We start from the raw sequence: 19,649 nt of genomic DNA on the forward strand, positions 1-19,649 counted from the left end.
GAGAATATTATGGCAATTCAATATATGTTAAGGGAATAGGAGTATGCAGTTTTAAAAATACTTTTTTATGTAAATGTTTAATTATAAAACCTTAAAGGAATACAATATAGGCAAATATGAGGGATGGAACGATGAATGATGCAACAGTTAAAAATTTTACTAGTTTATGTACATTTTACTAGATGAAAAAAAGAAAATTCAAGACGCAACTAATCATTTCACACAACTTTTCCTCTACAGCCCATTGAATATTGAACCAGTTGTTTGCAATGTGAAACTACATTTTCATATGAAAATTGTCGTTAAACTAGACTGCCTAGCTGCTCCTGATAAACTAGCAGCCTTCCTATGCATACTTAAAATCATCTTTAATACTTTTGAAAATTCCACTCATCACCTTAGTAGAACTTCTAAGTAAGAGTGGCTAAAAAAATTTAACGCTTTACTTGTGGTATATTTAACATGACAGATGTAAGTAAAGGAGTATGAAAATATGGCAAAAAGTTTAGTAATTGCCGAAAAACCATCGGTTGCGCGTGACATCGCAAATGTACTAAAATGTACAAAAAAAGGGAATGGTTTTTTAGAAGGCGACAAATATATTGTGACGTGGGCACTGGGACATCTTGTAACATTAGCGGACCCAGAAGCATATGACGTGAAGTATAAAACATGGAATTTAGAAGATTTACCAATGCTTCCGGAACGCATGAAATTGGTTGTAATGAAGCAAACAGGTAAACAATATAATGCGGTGAAATCGCAACTAACTCGAAATGATGTAAAAGAAATAATTGTAGCTACGGACGCTGGGAGAGAGGGCGAATTAGTAGCACGCTGGATTATTGAAAAAGCAAACACTAAAAAGCCAATCAAACGTCTATGGATTTCTTCTGTAACCGACAAAGCAATTAAAGAGGGCTTTGACAATCTTAAACCAGGCAAAAATTATGAAAATCTATATCATGCTGCTGTAGCTCGTAGTGAAGCTGACTGGTATATCGGATTGAATGCAACACGTGCTTTAACAACACGTTTTAATGCACAATTAAACTGCGGGCGTGTCCAAACACCTGTTGTTGCCATGGTTGCAGCTCGCGAAGAAGAAATTAAAAATTTTAAACCTCAAACATATTACGGTATTGAAGCAAAAACAAAAGATAATTTAAAACTTACTTGGCAAGATGCAAAAGGCAATAGCCGTAGCTTTGAAAAAGGTAAAATCGATACCATCGTTAAAAAACTAGGTAACAACAACGCAAAGGTAATTGAAGTAGAGCGTAAGCCTAAAAAATCGTTTGCACCTGGGCTGTATGATTTAACAGAATTACAACGCGATGCGAATAAAATTTTTGGTTACTCTGCGAAAGAAACTTTAAATATTATGCAAAAGCTATATGAGCAACATAAAGTATTAACGTATCCTCGTACTGATTCACGATATATTTCAAGCGATATCGTAGCAACGTTACCAGAACGTCTAAAAGCATGCGGAATTGGCGAATACCGCCCGTTTGCTAATAAAATTTTATCTAAACCTATAAAAGCAACTAAAGCGTTTGTAGACGATGCTAAAGTTTCTGATCACCATGCGATCATTCCAACTGAAGAATACGTAAATTTCGCAAACTTTAATGATAAAGAACGTAAGATTTATGATTTAGTTGTAAAACGTTTCTTAGCGGTATTTTTCCCAGCACATGAATTTGAACAATTAACGTTACGCGCTAAAATTAGTGATGAAAATTTTGTTGCAAAAGGAAAAACAATCACTGTAGCTGGTTGGAAGGAAGTATATGAAAACCGCTTTGATGATGAGGAATCGAATGACGACTTAAAAGAGCAAGTTTTCCCTCGAATCGAAAATGGCACAACATTAGAAGTTCATTTAATTGCACAAACAACGGGTCAAACAAAGCCCCCAGCACGTTTTAATGAAGCAACATTACTATCTGCGATGGAAAACCCGACAAAGTATTTAGAGAGTAATGATAAACAGTTAGCCGATACTTTAAAATCAACGGGGGGATTAGGTACTGTAGCAACGCGTGCCGATATTATTGATAAGCTTTTTAATTCCTTTATGATTGAGCAACGAGGCGGTAAAGAAATTTATATTACTTCAAAAGGTCGCCAGCTATTAGATTTAGTACCTGAAGAATTACGCTCACCTGCAACGACTGCTGAATGGGAACAAAAGTTGGAGTTGATTGCAAAAGGGAAATTGAAGAAAGAAGTATTTATCAATGAAATGAAGCAACACACGAAAAAAATAGTTGCAGAAATCAAATCAAGCGATAAGAAGTATAAGCATGATAATATTTCAACGAAATCATGCCCTGATTGCAACAAACCAATGCTTGAAGTGAACGGTAAGAAAGGTAAAATGCTTGTATGCCAAGATCGTGAATGTGGATACAAGAAAAATGTAGCTCGCATAACGAACGCTCGTTGTCCTCAATGTAAGAAAAAACTAGAGTTACGTGGTGAAGGCGATGGTCAAATCTTCGTATGCAAATGCGGACATCGTGAAAAATTATCTGCCTTTGAAGCTCGTCGCAAAAAAGAAGGTGGCGGAAAAGTGGATAAGCGAAGTGTACAAAAGTATTTGAAACAACAAGCAAAAGAAGAAGAACCTTTGAATAATCCGTTTGCAGATCTATTAAAAGGCTTTAACTCTGATAATTAAATCATCGGAAGATTTAGGACTATAGGCAAATTCAATAGAATTTGCCCATAGACTGTTAACTAGTAGAAATTTAGTTTTCATTCTGGCAAATATGTTTCAATATCGGTACCACTAATAAATTGACCTAAACCAGAAGCTTCTCGATGTAAAAAATAAATCTTTGCAGAATATCGTTGGTCTATTATTTTCTGGTAGATAGAATATTACTCGCTAACAAAGCAGCTAAACGAGGCATAGAATCGCTATTTAACGTAGCGCTCTTAATGAAATGCATGCATTTGATTTGCTCCCTGTTGGATAGCCAGATTAATCTGTTTATCCAACAGGGAGATATTTTTTTAGGATTAAGCTATATATTTTATATGTACCTAAAGGTAGAAACAACAAATTATTAGTAATAAAATTCCCTAACCAATGTTCGAGGGCATTTTGTAGAAAATCTCCGTCCCCCCAATCCGTATTTAGGAATTTTGCCTAACGTTAGTAAAGTAATATTCTTAGCTCCACGCTCCATTTCTTTTCAATAAGAAGTTTGTAGTCCACATTTTTCTGCTAGTTCTTCTTCAATTTCTCTCAAACACCAACTCTCTCCACTAACAGTTATTTTAATCACCGCACTTAAAGACTATGTGAACGGAGGACATAAGAAAATTAACATCATCTCCACGCTATAGTGGAGAGATTTTTTGTTTGATATTTATATTAATAGAAATATTTGACTGTAATAACAAAACTGTGTTATCTTGTGTATAACAGATTTGCTGTGGATATTTACCAAATTAGTTGGAAGGAGAGGTTCTGATCTAGATTAGTTGAGCTATACTGCTAAACAAGGTAGAAGCAATGAAATCGATTACTTATCTTAGGGGGCAATTATGAAAAATAAACTATCTGCGGTGTTAGCCGCTACATTAGCATTAACAATAAGTCTACCAACTGGGGCGTTGGCGTTTTCTAACAGTCAGACTGCGGTTGTGGCTAGCCAAGAATTAGCTAGTCAAGAACTAAAAAAGATTGCGGAAGAGAAGGCTGCGCTACTTACGAATTCCTATGAGACGACTAGCGTGCAGTATGCGCTAATTGATAATGGTAAACTTGTTTTGTCAGGTCAGACAGGCAAGAATGATATGGAAGGGAAACTGCCGCTGACTAAAGATACTTTATACGGGATTGGTTCAGTCAGTAAAATGTATGCAACTGCAGCTGTTATGAAATTGGTCGATGAAGGAAAAGTCGATTTGGATGAACCTGTTGTCCACTATATTCCTGATTTCAAGATGAAAGATGAGCGTTACAAAAGCATTACGCCACGTATGCTATTAAACCACTCCTCTGGCTTGCAAGGTAGTACGTTTACTAATACTTTTTTATTTAACGATAATGATACTTATGCCCATGATAACTTGTTACGCCAATTATCCAACCAACAATTGAAGGCTGATCCTGGCGCGTTCTCAGTATACTGCAACGACGGTTTTACGTTAGCCGAGATAATGGTCGAAAGAGTCAGCGGTATGAGCTTTACGGAATTTATCCATCAACAGTTTACAGAACCTTTAAAGCTAAATCATACGAAAACGCCACAGGACGAATGGGAAAATGATAAGCGGGCAGGACTTTATTTTCCAACATATCAAGGACAGCTTCCACCTGAATCAGTGAATGTGATTGGTACGGGAGGGATTTCTTCCACTGCCGAAGATGTTGTGCAATTCTCACAAATATTTATGGGACAGGGAAAAGGAATCCTCTCTGACAAGGCAGTTCAGGCGATGGAGCAAGAGGAATATAAAAAAGGAATGTGGCCAGAGGATGGAGATAGTATTATCAACTATGGTCTTGGTTGGGATAGTGTGAAACTATATCCATTTAGTGAATATGGGATAAAAGGTTTGGCTAAAGGCGGCGACACGGGATTGCAACATGCTTCACTGGTAGTACTTCCTGAACAGAAGATGGCAATGGCTGTGTTATCATCTGGCGGTAGCAGCATGACAAATCAACTAATGGCGACTGAAATACTGCTCGCTGCGCTTAAAGAGAAGGGCACAATTAAGGACATCAAGCCGAGTAAATCCTTTGGCAAGCCAGTCAAGGACAAAATGCCTGAAGATCTAGCGAAGAAAGCAGGTTTTTACGGCAATAGTTCCGGTCATTTCAAAATAGAAATTACGAAGAATGACGAACTAATCTTGCCAACTAATCCAGAAGAAAAATATATATATACTGCCGATGGAAGCTTTATGAATGAGAATGGTACCGCCAAGCTTAACTTCGTCACGGAGAAGAATGGACGAACTTATTTGAAGGAGAGCACATATTCGTCTCTGCCAGATTTAGGGCAAATAGCGATTACGCATTATGTAGCCGAGAAACTTGAAGACAATGTGCTATCGAAAGAAACAGCTGCCGCATGGGCAAAGCGAGAAGGTGTCAAGTTTTATCTTGTGAGTGAGAAATTTAGTTCTTTGCTATATTTTGCACCAATCGTGCCTATCCAAATTAATAGCAAGGAAGCGATGGAAGGCTATTGGGGAAGTAGTAAGATTACAGGCCCTAACACGGCGATGCATCAGCTCCAAATACCTGTGATGGGTGGACGTGATACGACGGAAACCAGTTTCTATACAGAAGGTGACGATGAATATTTAGAGATGTCCGGATTTTTATACGTAAGTGAATCCAACTTAAAACCGCTTGATGCAAGCCAATCATCCAAAGTTACACTACAAGCAAATGGACATGCGAGCTGGTTTACAATCCCGGAAGCGTTAGCAGGGAAAACGATGACGGTGGAGTTGCCATCAAATAGTTCGTTTGCGGTGTATGATGACAAGGGATTATGTATTAATTTTACTGTTGTAAATGGCAATAACAAAGTAAAACTGCCGAAGAACGGAACGGTTGTATTTGCTGGTGCATCGAATTCGGAATTTGCAATCACGTTGAACTAGCTACAATTCAAGAGGGACTTCAACAAAACCAGTAGGACATCGGAAAGATGTTTTGCTGGTTTTGTTTGTATAAGGTTATATCAGCGTGCTACTTTCGGCATCGACACCAACGCCTCGAGGTATTTTTTATAAATTGTTTGAGTGACTGGCACGAAAGTAATGAATTTTAAATGGTGTGCATACAGTTATTGTATGTGTTTTGTGAAAGTGGTACATTATTTTATTCTGTTTAATGTAGTTTATTTTCTTTTTAATGTCATTAAAATTCTTTTTTAAACTAGACAGTCAATTTTTGTGATGCTATATTTAGAGTGTCATAGTTTTTATAATTAGGAAAATTAAGAAAATGTTAGTCCTAGTTATAGGGAACAAAGGGGTAAGTGTTATAAAAGAAGGATGATAGATGCCTATGGTAAAAAAAACGTTAAAACAAAGAATTGTAGATGCTTCTGTAGTACTGTTTCAGCAAGATGGCTATCACAATGTAACAGTTGAACGCATTGTGGAGTATATTGGCGCATCAAAAGGTGGGTTTTATCATAATTTTAAATCGAAAGATGAACTGTTGTATGAGGTTCATGACGTGTTTATTTCCTATGTGATTAAACAGTCACAGGAAGCGTATGACAAATACGATACACCGATTAAACGCTTATGTGCAATGCTTCAAACGTTGACCCAAGTGTTTGATGTATACCAATCTCATATTACCGTATTTTATGAGGAAAGCCGTTCTTTATCAGAAGAATATAGTGCAATCATTCATAAGAAGCGGGATCAATATCGGGATATTTTACAAAAGGTAATTGAAGAAGGGCAACAGACAAAGGATTTTCGTGCTGAATTGCCTTGTACAATTGTAACAATGGCCATTGTAGGGATGATTAACTGGACATATATGTGGTTTAAACAAACGGGTCCGTTAACAATGGAGGAAATTACAGAAGTATTTACAGATATGATATTACGAGCAATTGTGACAGACCAAGCTATGGAAGAAGCAACTCAATTTATGGTAAAGATGAAGCCAGAAGAACAAGCTGGTTTTATTAATGTTTAGTACAGACCGACTAGTCGGTCTAAATATTGTGTAACTGTCGTCTGAATGAATTCCGCTATGGCAAATTGGATATTAGGGGGAAATGGGAATGAACTTTGAACTAACGAAAGAGCAAGCGATGATTCGAGACATGGTACGTGATTTTGCAGAGAAAGAGATTAAACCTTATGCTCGTGAAGTCGACGAGACATCAACAATGAGAATAGAAAGCTTTGAAAAAATGGCTGAGCTAGGCTTATTAGGTATCCCGTTTCCAGAGGAATATGGTGGTTCTGGAGGAGACACGGTTTCCTATGCAATAGCTGTTGAAGAAATTGGACGTGCGTGTGGTGGTACGGGTTTAAGCTATGCAGCAGCAGTAAGCTTAGGCGCCGCTCCTATCTATAATTTTGGTACGGAAGAGCAAAAGCGTGAATGGCTTGTTCCTTTAGCGAAAGGGGAAACATTAGGTGCTTTCGGCTTAACGGAACCTAATGCGGGGTCTGATGCTGGCGGTACCCGTACAACAGCAGTTATAGATGGTGATGATTACGTTATTAACGGAGAAAAATGCTGGATTACCAATGCAGGTCATGCGCGCCAAATTATTGTCACGGCAGTAACAGGTAAACGTGAAGATGGCAAAAAAATCATTTCATCCATTATTGTGCCAACGAATACGCCTGGTGTCACAATCAATTGTAATTATGACAAGATGGGTGTGCGTGGTTCCAATACTTGTGAAATTATTTTGCAAAATGTTCGCGTACCAAGAACGAATTTATTAGGGGACGAAAAACGTGGATTCAGTCAATTTTTAAATACATTGGATGGTGGCCGTATTTCCATAGCTGCGCTATCAGTCGGCATTGCACAATCTGCATATGAAAAAGCATTAAAGTATGCCAATGAACGAGAGCAGTTTGGGGCACCAATCGCCAAGTTTCAAGCAATACAGTTTAAGTTGGCAGATATGGCAATGGAAATTGAGCTAGCTCGTACGCTAGTACATAAAGCAGCGTGGCTTAAAGATCAGAAAAAACCATTTGCTAAAGAGGCAGCGATGGCGAAATTATTTGCTTCTGAGATGGGCTTCCGTACTTGTAATCAAGCCATTCAAATTCATGGTGGTTCAGGTTATATGAAGGAATATGATGTAGAACGTCATTTGCGTGATATTAAGTTAATGGAAATCGGTGAAGGAACATCTGAAATTCAACGTCTCGTTATTTCTCGTCTAATTGGCTGTTAAAAATTAAATAGCATATTGAAGGGGGATTTTCATGGCAGAACTTGTGTATCAAACAATTGGTCAATTGCTCGATGAACAGGCTAAAAAATATCCTAAACATGAAGCGCTAGTGTATGCAGACAGAGACTTGCGGTTGACTTATGAGGAGTTAAACCAGCAAAGTCGTTTAGTGGCAAGGGGGTTACTGGCCCTTGGAATTGAAAAAGGAGACCATATTGCCGTGTGGACAACAAATGTTCCGGAGTGGGTACAGTTACAGTTTGGTACAGGAAAAATGGGTGCGCCAATTGTCACTGTTAACACCAATTATCGTGCCCATGAACTGGAATATTTACTAAGACAATCCGATGCAAAGACGATTATTTTAATCGAAAATTTTCGTGACCATTCTTTTATTCATACACTCCAAGAAATATGTCCTGAGCTTGAACATTGTGAACCAGGTAATTTGCAATCGAAGCGACTACCTCTATTAAAAAATGTTATTTTAATTGGCGAAACAAAGTACCCAGGTGTCCTGAATTGGTCAGATGTATTGGCATCTGCAAAGCAAGTAACAGAGCAACAATTAGATCAAATACAGGCTTCATTACATTATGATGATGTCATTAATATTCAATATACTTCAGGTACAACAGGTTTTCCAAAAGGTGTTATGTTAACACATTATAACCTAGTTAATAATGCCGTTAACATCGCTGAATGTATGCGTCTAACTTCAGCAGATCGTTTATGTATTCCTGTGCCATTTTTTCATTGTTTCGGCTGTGTCATCGGTACACTAGCCATTACGACAAGTGGTGGAACAATGGTCCCAGTACAAGAATACACACCTGCGGAAGTGTTACGAACAGTTGAAAAAGAGAAATGTACAGCATTACACGGTGTACCAACAATGTTTATAAGTGAATTGAATTTGCAGAATTTTTCGTCATACGACTTATCGACATTGCGAACGGGCGTAATGGCAGGCTCTAATTGCCCAATCGAAGTCATGAAAGCGGTCATCGAAAAAATGGGGATGACTGACATAACCATTTGTTATGGTCAAACGGAATCTTCACCTGTTATTACACAAACACGAGCAGATGATCCATTCCATTTAAAAGTAGAGACAGTAGGTCGAGCATTACCAAATCTAGAAGTTAAAATTGTTGTTCCTGGTACAGATGTGGAAGCGCCGATAAACGAGCAAGGTGAGCTTTGTACAAGAGGCTACCATGTGATGAAAGGCTATTATAACAACCAAGAAGAAACCCAACTTGCAATCGATCAAGACGGTTGGCTGCATACGGGTGATTTAGCGACGATGGATGAGGATGGTTATGTCAGAGTAACAGGTCGTTTGAAGGACATGATTATTCGTGGTGGAGAAAATTTATATCCACGTGAAATTGAAGAATTTCTATACACGTTCCCAAAAATTGCAGATGTGCAGGTCGCTGGTGTTCCCGATCCTAAGTATGGAGAAGAAGCGGCAGCATGGATTATTTTACGAGAAGGGGAACAGGCGACAGAAGAAGAAATTCGAGCATTTTGTCGCGATAAAATTTCTAAACATAAAATTCCAAGACATATTTTCTTTATCGATAGCTACCCAATGACTGCTTCAGGAAAAGTACAGAAATTTAAGCTACGCGAAGAATTTTTGGCAGCAGTGAAGGTGAAATAGGAAGGGGGCAACATAATGTTTAAAAAAGTATTAATTGCCAACCGTGGTGAAATTGCTAGACGGGTTATACGCACATGTAAGCGATTAAATATTCTAACGGTTGCGATCTATTCCGAGGCGGATGCAGAAAGTTTACATGTCAAAGATGCGGACGAAGCATACTGCGTAGGTAAACCACCTGTTGTACAAAGCTATTTAAATATGGAACGCATTCTTGAAATCGCCAAGGAAAGCGGTGCTGATGCCATACATCCAGGGTATGGCTTACTATCAGAGAACGCTGATTTTGCCAAACGTTGTGCGGAAGCAGGACTCGTATTTATTGGACCAAGTGCAACTGTGATTGCGTCAATGGGCAGTAAATTAGAAGCGCGTAAAACGATGAAAGCTGCGGGTGTACCGATTGTAGAAGGGGTAGAAGCGCCTGTTAAAGATGTAACAGAAGCAGTTGAAATCGCTGCACGCTTAGGTTATCCCATTATGCTTAAAGCCTCTGCTGGTGGTGGTGGCATCGGCATGCAACTGGTGGCAGATGCAGAAGAGCTCGCAAAAGCATTCGAGGGTAATCAGAAACGTGCACAATCATTTTTCGGTGATGGCACGATGTATATGGAACGTTTTATTGCGAATCCACATCATGTGGAAGTGCAAATTATTGCAGATAGCAAAGGCAATGTCGTTCCGTTGTTTGAACGAGAATGCTCCATTCAACGACGCAATCAAAAAGTGGTGGAGGAAGCTCCCTCTCCATTCATCTCTGAAGAGACGAGAGCAAGGATGTTAGAAGCTTCTGTACAGGCGGCGAAGCACATCGGTTATGTCAATGCAGGAACAATTGAATATTTAGTCGATGCAGTGCAAAATTTTTATTTCTTAGAGATGAATACACGCTTGCAAGTCGAGCATCCCATCACAGAAGAAATAACAAAACTAGATCTTGTGGAAGAGCAATTGAAAGTAGCTGCGGGACAGTCATTGAGCTTTACGCGTGACAGCATTGATAAACAGGGGCATGCCATTGAAGTACGAATTTATGCAGAAAACCCTACAACGTTTTTCCCGTCTCCAGGCAAAATTACAGAACTGGTATTGCCAATAGGTGAAGGCATTCGACATGAATGCGGTGTAGAAGCAGGCACAACGGTGACTCCTTTCTATGATCCAATGATTAGTAAATTAATCGTTTGGGGAGATACGCGGACAATTGCATGTCAACGCCTTATACAGGCACTAAAAGAATATAAAATTGAAGGAATTCAAACAAATATACCGATGCTTTTGAAAACTGTCAGTCACGAGCAATTTTTACAAGGGCATACAACAACAAAATTTGTCGAGGAATTCTATTTACCACAATTAACAGAAACAAAATAAGATATGAGCATTCGGCATGCGTGCTTTAAAGTACGAGATGACGAAAAGATGTTTTCATACTGAGTAGCTTATGCAAAGCGTGGAGTGAGTAAGCGTGCGTTACAAAATGATAATCAATGTATGGATGTAAGTGTGATTTAAGCACTTAAATACAGTCATTAACAATTTGGAGGGGTTAATATGGCAACAGTAAAAGCAAGCATGGCAGGAACAGTATGGAAAATCGTAGTGGCAGAAGGAGAAAAGGTGACAGCTGGGCAAGATGTTGCGATTTTAGAGTCGATGAAAATGGAGATTCCGATTGCCGCTGAAGAGGATGGCATTGTCACAAAAATCATCGCGAATGAGGGCGATTTTATTAACGTAGATGATGATATTTTAGAAATTGAATAGGGAGGCATTTCTATGCAATTACCGAAGCATGTTACGTTGAAGGAAGTTGGTCCTCGTGATGGCCTGCAAAATGAAAAGGTACACATCGCAACTGAAGATAAAATACAGCTAGTCAATTTACTTAGTCAGTCGGGATTAAATTATATAGAAGTAACGTCTTTCGTTCATCCGAAGTGGATTCCACAATTGGCAGATGCGGTAGAAGTGTTGCAAGCGATTAAACGAGAAAAAGATATAACGTACGCAGCCCTTGTGCCGAATATGCGAGGACTAGAACGTGCATTGCAAGCGGGTATTGATGAAGCAAGTATTTTTATGTCGGCAAGTGAAAGTCATAACCAAAAAAATATTAACAAAACGATACTTGAAACATTGCCGATTTTAAAGGAAGTAGTTATTGGGGCAAAGGCTGCAAACAAGCACGTACGCGGTTACATCTCAACAGTAATTGGTTGCCCTTACGAGGGTTACATACACCCAGAAAAGGTTTTACAAGTTACAGATAAATTATTAGAAATGGGCGTTGATGAAATATCGCTAGGGGATACAATCGGCGTCGGCGTACCGACACAAGTTGAGTATCTTTTAGAAGAGCTGTTAAAGAGATATCTGGTTGAAAAATTTGCCATGCATTTTCATGATACGCGTGGTACAGCACTTGCCAATATTACGAAATCCTTAGAAATGGGGATTACAAAATTTGATAGTTCCCTTGGTGGTTTAGGAGGTTGTCCTTATGCAAAAGGGGCAACCGGCAATGTTGCCACAGAAGATTTGCTGTATCTATTAGACGGCATGGGCATAGCAACCAGCGTTAACATGGAAAAGTTGCTAGATGCAGTACGATTTATCGAACAGAGGCTAGGGAAGGACGTTGCATCTAAGCAAATGGCAATTGTTCGTAATGAAGGGAGTGCGAATGTCACGTGACACAACAACTCGTTCAATTTGATGTATTACCAGGTAATATCGGGCTTATTACACTTACTAGACCCGAAGCTGCAAATGCCATGTCTGTACAATTACTAAACGACCTTAGTGGAACACTAGATAAAATAAATGCTGATCCAGTAGTGCGGGTTGTTTTACTAACAGGTGCAGGAGAAAAGGCGTTTTGTGCAGGTGCTGATTTAAAAGAACGCAATGGTATGTCCGACCGACAAGTAAAACAAATTGTGCAACAAATCGGCACAACAATTGCTAAAGTTGAAGCATTGGCGCAACCTGTGATTGCCGTATTAAATGGCGTTGCATTTGGGGGCGGGCTAGAACTTGCTTTAGCTTGCGATTTACGGGTAGCAGCTACACATACAAAAGTGGGACTTACTGAAACCTCTCTTGGTATTATACCTGGGGCAGGAGGAACACAGCGCTTACCGCGACTAATAGGCATTGGAAAAGCAAAGGAACTCATTTATACAGCACGTCGAATCGATGCCGTGGAAGCACAGCGTTTTGGTATTGTGGAATATGTCTATGAGGGGCATGAAGTGCAGGAAAGAGCGCTTCAACTTGCACTGGAAATGGCGAAAAATGCGCCGCTATCATTGATTCAGGCGAAAAATGCTATCAATAATGGGATGGAAGTAGATTTGGCTACAGGCTTGAAAATTGAATCACTGGCCTATAGTGCACTTATTCCAACTGAAGATCGTTTAGAGGGCTTACAAGCATTCCAAGAAAAAAGAGCACCGCAATACTTAGGGAAGTAATGGACTGCAAAGGGGGAATGGAACATGAGTAATATCTCTACAGAAAACACATCCAATGCGATGAAAGATCAAATTTTAGCAGGGGGTTTGCCAAAATATCACGATAAAAATGCACAACAAGGCAAGCTATTTGTCCGAGAGCGCTTGGAATTATTATTAGATGATGGACTTCAATCAGAGGATGGCCTGTACGCAAACTGTTTAGCAGGTGATTTACCGGCAGATGGTGTCATTACGGGTATTGGTAAAATCCATGGTCGTACAGTATGTGTGTTAGCCAATGATTCAACTATTAAAGCTGGATCTTGGGGAAAACGAACTGTCGAAAAAATGATTCGTATTCAAGAAACGGCGGAGAAGCTAAATTGCCCATTATTTTATTTAGTCGATTCGGCAGGTGCGCGTATTACAGACCAACTAGAGATGTTCCCAGGGCGTCGTGGCGCAGGACGTATTTTCTACAATCAGGTGAAGCTTTCTGGTAAAGTGCCACAAATTTGCTTGTTGTTTGGGCCTTCAGCAGCAGGTGGCGCTTATATTCCTGCATTTTCTGATATTGTGGTGATGGTGGAAGGTAATGCTTCCATGTATTTAGGGTCACCGCGTATGGCGGAAATGGTGATTGGTGAAAAGGTAGATTTAGAGACAATGGGTGGCGCGAAAATGCACTGTTCCGTATCTGGCTGTGGGGACGTGCTTGTAAAAACAGAGCAGGAAGCGATTGCTTATGCTCGTAAATACTTGAGCTATTTTCCGAATAACTATGCTGAGCGTAGCAAAGTTGAAGCACCAAAGCCACCAGCTTCTTTTGAAAAATCAATTGAAGACTTAATACCTAAAAATCAGAACTCGCCGTTTGATATGTATCAGTTAATTGATCGATTGATTGATGAAGATTCATTTTGTGAAATAAAGAAATTATTTGCTTCAGAATTAATAACAGGGCTTGGGCGCATTAATGGACAATCAGTAGGGATTATAGCTAACCAACCACGTGTGAAGGGTGGCGTATTGTTCCACGATTCGGCAGATAAAGCGGCAAAATTTATTTCGTTATGTGATGCTTTTAATATACCGCTTATTTTCCTCGTAGATGTGCCTGGCTTTATGATTGGCACACAAGTTGAAAAGGCGGGTATTATCCGTCATGGTGCCAAAATGATTTTTGCCATGAGTGAGGCAACTGTACCAAAGCTAACTGTAATTGTTCGCAAGGCGTATGGCGCGGGACTCTATGCTATGGCAGGCCCAGCCTTTGAACCGGATTGTTGTATTGCCTTATCGAGCGCACAAATTGCGGTAATGGGTCCAGAGGCAGCGATAAATGCAGTATATGCCAATAAAATTGCTGAATTGCCAAAAGAAGAACAAGCTAGCTTTATTGCGGAAAAACGGAAAGAGTATCAAGAGGAAATTGACATTTATCGCTTAGCTTCTGAGCTAATTATTGATGATGTCATTGAGCCGAATGACTTACGTAGAGCACTTGAAACACGTTTGGAGTTGTATATGTCAAAATACTTGTTATTTTCACAACGAAAACATGGTGTAAATCCTGTCTAAGAGGATTTACTTAAATGCACCCAGTTCATGCTGGTGTGCATTTTTTGATATATTTCACCTCTTGCATGGAGATGGTCAGACATATTAAAATATGGGATGGATAAGAGGAAGTGGGTGAATTAGCATGGTAAAAAATAATATACCTAGTATTCAAGATGATGCCAAGCTACCATTACCATATCGCGCGTGGATTGATACGTATTACATACAGCTTAAAGTAATAGGCTGGGTATTTTTCAGCTTTTACACATTTATCGCCTTTTACAAATTAGTCATTAATCGCTTAGTGAATGTCAGTGTTAGTTTGTTCCGAGGCGAAAATTCTTTAAGTGAAATTGGTTTATTTGATTATAGTAGCTGGCGCGTAACGACAAATTTTATACCGTTTGAAACGATTTTACGTTATATCAACTACTCCCAATATTTTAATTTAGATTTAATTATCCTAAACTTATTAGGCAATTTGTTAATATTTACACCGATGGGCTTTTTGTTACCATTACTATCAAAGCGCTTTCGGAAGGTGTGGATTGTAGTTTGCGCAGGCTTTTTCTCAAGCCTTGCTGTGGAAACAGTCCAGTTTATATTCAGGGTAGGTTCTGCGGATGTCGATGACTTGATTTTAAATACGCTAGGCGCTTGGTTTGGATACTTAGCTTACAAATGTATTCTCATTTTTCCAAAAAGAAACGTTTAAAAAAGAAGAGAAAAAACAGTCCGGGAACTGACCCCAATAGGTATAGACAAATAAAAAAAGCATCTTCGATTGAAATTCGGGTATAGATACTTAAATTTCAATGTGGAGGTGTTTTTTCTATGGGAACAAGAGTGAGTTATCCCTATGAAGTAAAAATGAAAGCGATTAAGATGCGATTAGCAGGTGTACCTGTCAAACAGATTCTATTGGAATTAAATATACGCCATAAAACACAGGTCGAAACATGGGTGCGTTGGTATAGAAATGGTGAAGTCAATCGTTTGAAACAACCTGTAGGCAAACAATATATCTTTAATAAGGGTCCTGAACCGGACAATGAACAAACGAAATTAGCATTGGAAAACCGTTATTTAAAGCAACAAATTGAGGTGCTAAAAAAGTACGCAGAGTTGGAGAGGAAGTGGTTGGAGAAGTAGCTGTACAGTTAGTTGCGTCACTAAGAAGCATGATGTCTGTAAAGGACATTTGTAAACACTTTGGGATTGCACGATCTACCTACTATCGTTGGAAACAGGCATCAACCGATGCAAGGTCTCGTCAAGCAATAGAGAGACGTATCGGTGAACTCTGTCGAGCAAATAAATTTCGCTATGGCTACAGAAAAATTACAGCACTTTTACGTCAAGAAATGTGCGTCAATCATAAAGTGGTTCAACGTATCATGCAAAAATATGGTTGGCAATGTCGCGTGAAAGTGAAAAAACGGAAACGAACAGGACAACCTTATGCAATCGCAGCAAATTTATTAAATCGCGATTTTGAAGCCACCGCACCGTTACAGAAGCTCGTAACTGATATTACTTACTTGCCATTTGGTCAAAAACAGTTGTATCTTTCAAGTATTCAAGATTTATATAATGGTGAAATTATTGCCTATTCGATTGGAGACTGCCAAGATACTGATTTTGTGCTGGATACATTAGCTCAACTTCATCATTTGCCCGAAGGGTGTACGTTGCACAGTGACCAAGGGGCGGTATACACATCGTATGATTATCAACAGGCCGTAAAAGCAAAAGGCATTACCATGAGCATGTCCCGTAAAGGTACGCCCGCTGATAATGCCCCAATCGAATCGTTTCATTCTGTGTTAAAGTCTGAAACATTCTACTTAGACAATTTGAACAGTACTACGACGGCCATCGTAGAACAAACTGTCAAAGACTATATAAACTATTATAACAATAACCGAATTCAAACGAAACTAAACAACCAGTCGCCGGTTCAATACCGACAACTGGTTGAGTAATGCTTTTTTGATTATTGTCTTATATATCGGGGTCAGTCCCCCGTTTATGTATGGGCTGTTTTTTATTGTTACGTTTACACTATTTACCACGTGTTTAAAGTGATAAAATTTATTGAAACTAAATTATAAAGTAATAAAGAAATGGAATGTTCACTGAAAAAATGGATTTATGCGGTGTCTTTTTACCTATATTACATTTGGATTATTGTTTCTTTAGGAGGTTAGTATCAATTTGCACTTGAATTTATAATGGAAAATTCCGATAATAAGAGTACAGAATGCTTTTGTTCGAATAAAAATCGTTATGAGTGAATTGTTCATATTTACGATGTAACTTGCATATTAAAAAAGAAAGTCGAGGTGATATGATGAAACTATCAAATGTAATAGAACAAGAGAGACAATCAGCCTTTTATAATCGAAAAAAGATTCTTCAGCGTAAAGAGGCTGGTGATGCTTATCGTAAAAATGCACAGTATTTCCAACCGAAAAAAAATCCCATTTTGCAAGAGCTCGAAAATCTTTTATTAGGACGCACAGATCAAGATTTATATGAGCAACATAAAGAAGAAGCGAAAGATGTAACGCCACAACAACAAGCTATGATTCAAGACTTACAACAAGCAGAGAAAAGTGTAAGAGCACATGAGCAAGCTTATAAAGCAGTTGGCGGTGAGGCTGATGACTCGTTATTGCCTTCAGAAGTGAATGCTGAAGGATCTATAGCATTAGACGATTCATCGATTGTTGCACTTGATAAAGATAGTGGTGATGTTGATACGTTGCAAATTTTACAGCAGGTTCGAAGTGCTGCACTTGCGCCAACTGCCCCATCTTCACAGGATTTACGTGTAGCGGCTAGTGCAGATACTCAAATACAACAAATTCAGGCAATGTTAAATGGACTAGAGCTGGAAGAAGCGGCTCTAGAACCAGCTTATGTTACGGAAATGGTAGATGTAAAGGTGCCAGAGCGATTTGCGAAGGCATTGAAATTGGACCCATTTGCAGATACAATTTTCGGTAAGAGTTATGAAGAGGCGTTGAAGGCACGAACATTTAAACTGGCGTCTGCAACATATGCAGCACACATTAAAATGGCTAAAAACGGTTATCTTTTTGGGGATAACGCGTTGTTTTCAATGACAGCTTAATGGTGTAGATAGGGGAATTGACTGTGGCAAAGGCAAAGCATACGAAAACAAATGCGATTAGACTATTAGAGCAGCAAAAAATACAATTTGATGTATTGGAATACGAAACAGGTGATGGTCAAGTAGATGGGGTTTCAGTGGCTGAAAAAATTGGTCATCCTGTGTCCTGTGTCTTTAAAACATTAGTCGCAAAGGCAAGCGCTCAACAGCTATTTGTTTTTGTCATTCCAGTTGCGGAAGAATTGGATTTAAAAGCTGCGGCTAAAGTAGTTGGAGAGAAGAAGATTGAGATGCTAGCAGTAAAGGAGCTTCTAGGTTATACAGGCTATATTCGTGGTGGCTGCTCACCTGTCGGCATGAAAAAACTGTATCCGACGGTTGTGGATGCATCTGCACGGGAGCAAGGAAGTATTATTGTAAGTGCAGGAAAAATCGGCATGCAAATGCATATACAACTAGATGATTTACTCGCCGTAACAAAGGCGCAACTGGCACCAATTACAACTATCCAAGAATAATCTTGGATAGTTTTTTTAGTGTCAGGCACTCACACAATTCTCACACAATTCTCATACAATTAGAGCTAGCTCCCTTTCATTTTTCTCTGTGATAGTTCATATACTGTCATGGCATAAAAAAAGGAGGAGCGACATTGAACGGAAATGTGACCTACTATTTTGGACACGCACTTACAGGGCAAGGAATCAAACATTTATATAAAGAAATGATGGACGAAGCAGAACTTGTTTACGTTCTGCAAGGCGCATCAACGTTTAAAGGGTCAGAGCTTCTGAAGGAGCTTGGTTATTTTTATGTAAAACAGGGCTTTGCAGTAGAGTGGTTTCAACACGCATTGTTAGAGAACGTAATAGAAGGAGTATTTGTTAGAGGTTGTAATCGACTTTTTATTTGGACTTCAACATGGGGCATTGAACCAACTTTACTTGGTACGAAGCATCGCGTGCTGTCCTTTTATGATTGCCTAGAAGAACAACAGCTTGAAAAAATAGGTGAAAAGTTGGCTGCTGCGATAAAAGAGCGAGATTTGTGGCGTGAGAAGTGTATTACAATGCTTGAAATTGCAAAAAAAATACATGATGACTGGGAAGTAGTCACGCAAGGTTGCATGGATTGGCAAGCGTTAGATGAACAAGTTGCTCGTTTAAAGTCAACTATTTTTCAATCCATCGTGTTAAATAAAACAGGCCGACGTACACATCGATTATTAGGAACACTTACACCTCGTGGAGCAGAAAATACAGTAGACAGCATGACAAAAAATTTAACAAGACGATTGATGATTAAAGGGAAGCCCGGTACAGGTAAATCTTCATTAATGAAAGGATTGGCTGATGAAGCAAATGCAAGGGGATTAGATGCACAAATTGTTTGGTGTGGCTTAGATGCTGGATCAGTGGATATGGTCATCATACCAGAATTAAATTTTTGTATATTTGATAGCACAGAACCGCATGTATTTAATCCGCAGGATGGAAGATTAGGCGATGAAATTTTTGATATGGGTCAGCATTGTAAGCTATCAGAGCAAGCCGAAGCTCAAATTGAAGATATCCGTGTGAAATATAAAAGCGCCATGCAAGATGCAATTGGCTATGCGACGCGTTATGCTGAAGCGGAGAAAACGATTCGCCAGCTAATGGATCATTGTGTATCGACTGCGATATGGCGTGAAAAAACAGCACCTTTATTTGAAAGATTAGCAAAGTAATTTATTCTAATTGCACGCTTATGCTACACTATGGGTAGACTAGTCAATCTTCAATTAATAGCTAATTGCTCAAGAAATATCGATGCAAGTGACCCCTTAGTTGCAAAGATGTTCAAAAGCCAGCTAAATGAAGAGAATGCCTCTGGCTGAA

At 39.1% G+C, this 19,649-nt stretch carries 15 protein-coding genes; all 15 read left to right on the top strand.

Going from position 1 to position 19,649, the window contains the following annotated elements; translation table 11 throughout:
- Nucleotides 1-493 precede the first annotated feature (493 nt).
- The 15 genes from I5435_RS01955 to I5435_RS02025 all read left to right on the top strand — a co-directional run bounded on the left by I5435_RS01955 (nt 494) and on the right by I5435_RS02025 (nt 19,498).
- Complete coding sequence (locus I5435_RS01955; RefSeq protein WP_024362789.1) at nt 494-2,689, top strand: DNA topoisomerase III; 2,196 nt, start codon at nt 494-496, stop codon at nt 2,687-2,689.
- A gap of 875 nt (nt 2,690-3,564) precedes the next feature.
- Nucleotides 3,565-5,643 (top strand): serine hydrolase domain-containing protein, encoded by a 2,079-nt coding sequence (locus I5435_RS01960; protein ID WP_337983145.1) that lies wholly within the window; start codon nt 3,565-3,567, stop codon nt 5,641-5,643.
- Between the two features lie 409 nt (nt 5,644-6,052).
- Nucleotides 6,053-6,703 (top strand): TetR/AcrR family transcriptional regulator, encoded by a 651-nt coding sequence (locus tag I5435_RS01965; protein ID WP_024362791.1) that lies wholly within the window; start codon nt 6,053-6,055, stop codon nt 6,701-6,703.
- 88 nt (nt 6,704-6,791) lie between these two features.
- Nucleotides 6,792-7,934, top strand: coding sequence for an acyl-CoA dehydrogenase (locus tag I5435_RS01970; RefSeq protein WP_024362792.1), 1,143 nt, complete (start codon nt 6,792-6,794; stop codon nt 7,932-7,934).
- Nucleotides 7,935-7,965: 31 nt separating this feature from the next.
- Nucleotides 7,966-9,606 carry an AMP-binding protein gene (locus tag I5435_RS01975; protein WP_337983146.1) on the top strand — a complete coding sequence of 547 codons (1,641 nt, stop codon included), beginning with the start codon at nt 7,966-7,968 and terminating at the stop codon, nt 9,604-9,606.
- Between the two features lie 15 nt (nt 9,607-9,621).
- Nucleotides 9,622-10,980, top strand: a complete 1,359-nt coding sequence (locus I5435_RS01980; RefSeq protein ID WP_337983147.1) for an acetyl-CoA carboxylase biotin carboxylase subunit — start codon at nt 9,622-9,624, stop codon at nt 10,978-10,980.
- 180 nt (nt 10,981-11,160) lie between these two features.
- Complete coding sequence (locus tag I5435_RS01985; RefSeq protein WP_107896025.1) at nt 11,161-11,373, top strand: acetyl-CoA carboxylase biotin carboxyl carrier protein subunit; 213 nt, start codon at nt 11,161-11,163, stop codon at nt 11,371-11,373.
- 12 nt (nt 11,374-11,385) lie between these two features.
- On the top strand, nt 11,386-12,303 hold the full coding sequence (locus I5435_RS01990; RefSeq protein WP_337983148.1) for a hydroxymethylglutaryl-CoA lyase: 918 nt from the start codon (nt 11,386-11,388) through the stop codon (nt 12,301-12,303).
- Entirely contained in the window at nt 12,300-13,085 is a 786-nt protein-coding gene (locus I5435_RS01995) for an enoyl-CoA hydratase (protein WP_337983149.1), read from the top strand. The genes I5435_RS01990 and I5435_RS01995 overlap by 4 nt, the downstream gene beginning before the upstream one ends.
- A gap of 24 nt (nt 13,086-13,109) precedes the next feature.
- Nucleotides 13,110-14,648 carry an acyl-CoA carboxylase subunit beta gene (locus tag I5435_RS02000; protein ID WP_024362798.1) on the top strand — a complete coding sequence of 513 codons (1,539 nt, stop codon included), beginning with the start codon at nt 13,110-13,112 and terminating at the stop codon, nt 14,646-14,648.
- Between the two features lie 124 nt (nt 14,649-14,772).
- Nucleotides 14,773-15,345 carry a VanZ family protein gene (locus I5435_RS02005; RefSeq protein WP_025218538.1) on the top strand — a complete coding sequence of 191 codons (573 nt, stop codon included), beginning with the start codon at nt 14,773-14,775 and terminating at the stop codon, nt 15,343-15,345.
- A gap of 119 nt (nt 15,346-15,464) precedes the next feature.
- Nucleotides 15,465-16,615 (top strand): IS3 family transposase gene (locus tag I5435_RS02010; protein WP_337982902.1). Its coding sequence is split into 2 segments (ribosomal slippage): nt 15,465-15,738 and nt 15,738-16,615, totalling 1,152 coding nucleotides; the frame shifts between segments, so codons are not numbered across the junction.
- Between the two features lie 365 nt (nt 16,616-16,980).
- Entirely contained in the window at nt 16,981-17,769 is a 789-nt protein-coding gene (locus tag I5435_RS02015) for a putative metalloprotease CJM1_0395 family protein (protein ID WP_258842008.1), read from the top strand.
- A gap of 23 nt (nt 17,770-17,792) precedes the next feature.
- Nucleotides 17,793-18,287 (top strand): Cys-tRNA(Pro) deacylase, encoded by a 495-nt coding sequence (gene ybaK, locus I5435_RS02020; protein WP_024362801.1) that lies wholly within the window; start codon nt 17,793-17,795, stop codon nt 18,285-18,287.
- A gap of 134 nt (nt 18,288-18,421) precedes the next feature.
- Complete coding sequence (locus I5435_RS02025; protein WP_337983150.1) at nt 18,422-19,498, top strand: nucleotide kinase; 1,077 nt, start codon at nt 18,422-18,424, stop codon at nt 19,496-19,498.
- The last annotated feature ends 151 nt before the right edge of the window (nt 19,499-19,649 follow it).

The sequence above is a fragment of the Lysinibacillus sp. C5.1 genome (assembly GCF_016350185.1).
In the GTDB taxonomy this organism is placed as follows: Bacteria; Bacillota; Bacilli; order Bacillales_A; family Planococcaceae; genus Lysinibacillus; species Lysinibacillus sphaericus.

Excerpts from the sequence above, each read along its gene's own strand:
- I5435_RS01990 (WP_337983148.1), top strand. The coding sequence starts at position 11,386 with ATGCAATTACCGAAGCATGTTACGTTGAAGGAAGTTGGTCCTCGTGAT.
- I5435_RS01960 (WP_337983145.1), top strand. The coding sequence starts at position 3,565 with ATGAAAAATAAACTATCTGCGGTGTTAGCCGCTACATTAGCATTAACA.
- I5435_RS01955 (WP_024362789.1), top strand. The coding sequence starts at position 494 with ATGGCAAAAAGTTTAGTAATTGCCGAAAAACCATCGGTTGCGCGTGAC.
- I5435_RS01985 (WP_107896025.1), top strand. The coding sequence starts at position 11,161 with ATGGCAACAGTAAAAGCAAGCATGGCAGGAACAGTATGGAAAATCGTA.
- I5435_RS01970 (WP_024362792.1), top strand. The coding sequence starts at position 6,792 with ATGAACTTTGAACTAACGAAAGAGCAAGCGATGATTCGAGACATGGTA.
- I5435_RS02005 (WP_025218538.1), top strand. The coding sequence starts at position 14,773 with ATGGTAAAAAATAATATACCTAGTATTCAAGATGATGCCAAGCTACCA.
- I5435_RS01965 (WP_024362791.1), top strand. The coding sequence starts at position 6,053 with ATGGTAAAAAAAACGTTAAAACAAAGAATTGTAGATGCTTCTGTAGTA.
- I5435_RS01980 (WP_337983147.1), top strand. The coding sequence starts at position 9,622 with ATGTTTAAAAAAGTATTAATTGCCAACCGTGGTGAAATTGCTAGACGG.
- I5435_RS02000 (WP_024362798.1), top strand. The coding sequence starts at position 13,110 with ATGAGTAATATCTCTACAGAAAACACATCCAATGCGATGAAAGATCAA.
- I5435_RS01975 (WP_337983146.1), top strand. The coding sequence starts at position 7,966 with ATGGCAGAACTTGTGTATCAAACAATTGGTCAATTGCTCGATGAACAG.
- I5435_RS02015 (WP_258842008.1), top strand. The coding sequence starts at position 16,981 with ATGATGAAACTATCAAATGTAATAGAACAAGAGAGACAATCAGCCTTT.